The organism is Mesorhizobium sp. M7A.F.Ca.MR.362.00.0.0 (assembly GCF_004023175.1).
GTDB lineage: Bacteria > Pseudomonadota > Alphaproteobacteria > Rhizobiales > Rhizobiaceae > Mesorhizobium.
Genome location: NZ_RZTF01000504.1, coordinates 1 through 4,042, shown reverse-complemented (window position 1 = coordinate 4,042; position 4,042 = coordinate 1). Strand labels below are relative to the sequence as shown.

General features: G+C 61.7%; 4 protein-coding genes. 2 read left to right on the top strand and 2 right to left on the bottom strand.

What is annotated here, in order from left to right:
- The coding region (locus EOC06_RS34020) for a LysR substrate-binding domain-containing protein (RefSeq protein ID WP_128309867.1) at positions 1-610 on the top strand (610 nt) is incomplete at its 5' end.
- A 250-nt stretch (positions 611-860) separates the two neighbouring features.
- Here EOC06_RS34020 and EOC06_RS34015 read toward each other — a convergent pair.
- Positions 861-1,601, bottom strand: coding sequence for an NADPH-dependent F420 reductase (locus EOC06_RS34015; RefSeq protein WP_128309866.1), 741 nt, complete (start codon positions 1,599-1,601; stop codon positions 861-863).
- A gap of 350 nt (positions 1,602-1,951) precedes the next feature.
- On the opposite strand from EOC06_RS34015, the gene EOC06_RS34010 reads away from it, so the two are divergent.
- A complete protein-coding gene (locus EOC06_RS34010; protein WP_128309865.1) occupies positions 1,952-2,551 on the top strand; it encodes a TetR/AcrR family transcriptional regulator in 600 nt (199 codons plus the stop codon).
- A gap of 192 nt (positions 2,552-2,743) precedes the next feature.
- Here EOC06_RS34010 and EOC06_RS34005 read toward each other — a convergent pair whose 3' ends face one another.
- Complete coding sequence (locus tag EOC06_RS34005; protein ID WP_128309864.1) at positions 2,744-3,883, bottom strand: alpha-hydroxy acid oxidase; 1,140 nt, start codon at positions 3,881-3,883, stop codon at positions 2,744-2,746.
- Between the last annotated feature and the right edge of the window lie 159 nt (positions 3,884-4,042).

Genomic DNA, 4,042 nt, shown 5'->3' with positions numbered 1-4,042 from the left:
GACCTACACGGTCGTCGGCTACTACATGTCGCGCCACTACGCGCGGTTTCGAAAGACCTATCCCGAGATCGAGGTCGAGGTGCTGGAATTGCCTCGAGACGCTCTCGAAAGCGGCTTGATGTGCGGGGATATCGACATGGCCGTGATGCTGGTGTCCAACCTGGAACACACCAAGGAGTTGGCGCAGGAGGTCTTGATGCGGTCGAACCGCCGGCTCTGGCTTTCGGCTGATCATCATCTGCTCGCGCGGCGGGAAATCAGCCTCGCCGATGTGGCGGCGGAAGACTATGTCATGCTGACGGTGGACGAGGCACGCACGACAGCCGCCCGTTACTGGGATGCCGCGGGCCTTTCGCTCCGCGCCGTCCTTACCACCAGTTCGGTCGAGGCCGTGCGGTCGCTCGTGGCTGCCGGCATGGGGGTCACTGTCCTGTCCGACATGGTTTACCGCCCCTGGTCCTTGGAGGGGCAGCGCATCGAAGTGCGCGGGCTTGTCGAGCCCATCCCCACCATGGATGTCGGCCTGGCCTGGTCGCGTGACAGATCAATCGAACCGGCAGCGGCGGCCTTCCGGGCCTTCATGTCCGTGACCATGGGCGGCGGCGGCTAACCGCCTGCCGTCAGGCAGGCGCTATGGCTCAGGCTCGCTGGATGGGTAGCGGAGCGTGGGAGTTGATGCCTCGCATCATCAAGGGGGATTTCACCTTTGTCGCAAATAACGCCAAGGGCTTCACAAAACTCTAAAGAGCCGGTTCACGCCGGCCTCGTCATCGTCGTCTGGCAGGTTGTTCCCGACAAACAGAAGGAACTCCTGGAGAGTCTTCTTGGTCACCACCTCGGGCCGGAACCGGAAAAGTCTCTCATCGGAGGGCGGTGACTTCACGGTTGCGGGCTACGATCTGCTCGTGGCGGAGGGGGGGCGTCGCCTCCATGAAGCCCTTGATCAGTGCGTCGCGAGCTCCGGGTGCGCGCGCCTTTTCCGCCGTGGACAGCGCATGCTGAAGATCAGGCAACGTCAGTTCCGTGCAGTAGGCTGGCGTGCCCGGTTGCTGGCGCCAGGAACTCGCGAGATCGCCGGCATCAAGTGCGTCGAAACCGGTCTCGTTCACCAGTTCGCGTGCGATCGCTTTGGCATGCGCATCATCGCCTGCGACGGGGATCGCGATCCGTCCAGCCGTTCCGGCCGCTGCGCCACCTTCGGCGAACGTTTGGGCGAGGACCGCATTGAATGCCTTGACCACCAGCCGGCCGAGTTGTTCGCTGGACCAGATGCTTTCCGGCTTGCCATCGTCAACCTCCGCGATGTTCCCGTCGCGCATAGGATAATAATTGGAGGTGTCGATCACGACCACGTCGGCTGGTACATCGGCAAAGATGTTGGCGACATCGGGAATCTTCGCAAACGGGATCGATAGAACGATCGCCTCGACATCCCTGGCTGCTTCGTGCGCGGCAACCGGGAGCGCACCAACCTTCATCGCCTTCTCGCGGATATCATCAGGCCCCTTCGAGCCGGCCAGCTTCACCGCGTGCCCGGCCGCTGCCAGCTTTCGTGCAAGGGTGGTGCCGATATTTCCCGCCCCGATAATGCCGATGTTCATGTCGATTTCCTTCCAGATATTGTGATTATGAGCTCAGCGCACGATGCTCGGATCGATCCCGTATTGAGCGGGACATCCAGATGGTCGCGCAGGATGGTGCTCCCAATGGAACAGCCCGCCTCGAAACTCGTATAGCCCGCGGCATCTACTGACTGCGCGCGCCAGGCCCCAGGCAGGTTGTCGTACCGTTGCGCAGACGCATGCTGGTATCATCTGCCTGATCATCGTGTCCTCGTTTTGCCGGCTAATGCCGACTTGTTAGAATAATCGACCTCGCGCTATATGGAGACTATCTCCGATTCGTTCTAAATACGGAGAGTGTCTCCGATGTGCAAGGGTTAAGGTCAGTCATGTCTCAATCGTCGACCGCATCAGCCCTCCGCAGGGACGCGCAACACAATCGGGCGCACATCCTCGAAGTAGCGCGACAAGCGTTCGGCAACGACAGTGTTGACGTTTCGATGGATGCTATCGCGAAGCTGGCGGGCGTGGGGGCAGGGACGCTCTACCGCCATTTTCCAAACAAAGACGCCCTGTTGGCTGCGCTGCTAGTTCTTCACTATGAAAGCCTCGACCATCGTCGCGTTGAAATCGAAGCCGGGGAGAGCGATGCAGGCCGCGCACTCGAACTCTGGGTTGAAGCTCTCGGCGACTGGATGCTGGCTTATGAGGGCTTGCCTGAACCGTTACGGGCGGCTTGCCGAGTAGAATCCCCGCTGACGCCGACCTGCCATGCTGTCATCACGACGACGGAGCGAATCCTGAAGGCTGCACAGGACGAAGGGCTCGCACGACGGACGATGGCTGGGCGCGACATTTTTTTCGGAGCACTGGCGATCGCTTGGGCGAGCGGCGCAACGGCAGCGGGCGAAGACACACGGAACGTGCTTCGCGACGTCTTGAAGAACGGGTGGATAGAACCGAAACCAGCACCGGGCGGCCGAGTTTAGTCCGCCTATCCGACTGCGCAGCCTTTCGAATTCATAACGACTGCCGCCAGCCCGTGTGCATCAAACAAACGCTTTCTGAATAGGCTGCCGTCGTCTGGATGGACGGCGGCTTTTGGGCCTGGGAAGAGCGGCGTGCGAGGGCGGCAATTGGTGCTGAAACTTTGCGACCAAGCGTGAGCACACGTCTTGGCGCTATGCTATGATTTCTGATCCCGCTTCCTGAAAACGGGGGATCCCGCAGAGCCTGAGGCAAGTCACCACTTCGTCCAGGAGGATATCGAGTGCTTTGGCCACACCGGCCTCGCCAGCCACGGCGCCGAACAGTGCGGCCCGGCCGATCGCCGCGACGGTGGCGCCGCGTGCCTTGGCCTTGATGATGTCCGTGCCCGTGCGGATACCGGAATCGATGAGGATCGGGGCTTGGGCGCCAAGTGCCTGACGGATGGCGGGCAGGGCATCGATGCTCGATACAGCACCGTCGAGCTGACGGCCTCCATGGTTGGACACCCAGATGCCATCGGCACCAGCCGCCACCAGTCGCGACGCGTCGCCCGGGTGCAGGACGCCCTTGACCAGCAGCCGGCCTTTCCACCAGTCGCGGATCTGGCGGAAATCGTCCCAGTCGAAACCTGCATGGAGGCTGCCGCCAACACGCGCGGCGATCGTCAGGCCGGCGCTGTTGTCACCGAGATAGCCGCGGACGTTCTCGAACTGGGGCAGACGACCGCGCAGCAGGCGCAGCGACCAGCCAGGATGAAGCATGCCTTCCCAGAGATGCCGGGCCGAAGGCCGCAGTGGGATGGATATGCCGTTCCTAAGATCCTTTTCGCGCTTGCCCCCGGCTTGCAGATCAACGGTCACCACCAGCGTCGAATAGCCAAATTCTTCCGCTCGCCTCACCAGTTGGCGATTGAAGTCGAAATCCTTGAGCACATAAAGCTGGAACCACAGCGGCCCCTGTACGGCTCGCGCCATGCCTTCGATGCTGGCCGTGGCCATGGTGGAGAGTGTGTAGGGGATGCCGCGAGCGGTTGCCGCCCTCGCGATGGCAATGTCGGCTCCGGGCCTGACCAGCGCGCAGGAACCCATCGGGCTGATCACGAGCGGTGTCGGCAAGGTCTCGGACCAGAGCGTCGTGGAAACGTTCGGATGCGAAACATCGGTAAGCACGCGCGGCAAAAGTCTGATCTTTTCGAAATCGCTTCGGTTGGCGTTAAGGGTGAGTTCCTGCCCCGCCCCGCCATCGATGAATTCGAAGATGGATTTCGGCAGGCGACGACGGGCAAGCCTGCGAAAATCCTCGACCGAAACCTGGCGATCGAGAGCGCCCATCTCAAGCCTCGCCCTCGTGCCGGTCGGCAATGAATATCCGGCGCATGAGCGTCTGGCCGATCTTGCGAGGTCCAACAAGATCTATCTTCACCTTGATCATCAGTCACGCCGCTGCCGCGAGCCGGTCGCAGATCGAGCGGGTTATCTCGCTGGTCGACG